Source organism: Pseudomonas sp. 51_B (assembly GCF_017491595.1).
GTDB lineage: Bacteria > Pseudomonadota > Gammaproteobacteria > Pseudomonadales > Pseudomonadaceae > Aquipseudomonas > Aquipseudomonas promysalinigenes.
This window is the reverse complement of the sequence record NZ_JAFGYW010000246.1, coordinates 1-490: the sequence shown is the minus strand read 5'-3', so window position 1 is coordinate 490 and position 490 is coordinate 1. Positions and strand designations below refer to the sequence as shown.

General features: G+C 52.9%; 2 protein-coding genes. Both read right to left on the bottom strand.

The annotated features are described in order from the left end of the window. Positions 1-261 (bottom strand): hypothetical protein (locus tag J5M56_RS24650; protein WP_207938018.1); only part of this gene is annotated, 261 nt, incomplete at its 3' end. Then, positions 258-490 (bottom strand): hypothetical protein (locus tag J5M56_RS24645; protein ID WP_207938017.1); only part of this gene is annotated, 233 nt, incomplete at its 5' end. The genes J5M56_RS24650 and J5M56_RS24645, both read right to left, overlap by 4 nt.

Below are 490 nucleotides of genomic sequence, written 5' to 3'. Positions count from 1 at the left end.
GTAAAGTCCAACATCATGGATGGTTGGAACATCGATACAGATCACTGTTGCTGGCAAGCCGTAACGCGGATCAATCCCCGTGTGCTCGTTGGGGGAAAGCATGCCGGATGTATGTAACACTCGGAAACTTACCGCACTAACAAACGGGTTATCGTGCAGCTGCATCGCCAGCGATTCAATTTGTGTCTCCGAGTAGAGGAAGTTGTCCGAGATGGTCATTTCCACTACGATAGGATTTGGACAGCTGGCGGTGGCGGTCATTTCACAGCCGCCAGCACCACAAGGGAAATCGAAACCATGATCAAACCGACTGCCACCAGCGCCAGCCCAGCACCTGTCGGTTGCTCCATCGCCTTCTTAAAGAACAATTCCAGGTCGATGTAGTCGAGCAGGGCTTTGCGCGAGAAGTGCAAAAAACCCACAAAGAAGATGGCAATCACCAGGTTCAGGATCAGACCCAGGGTGGCTGCGCCGAAAGGCAGCTGTGAGA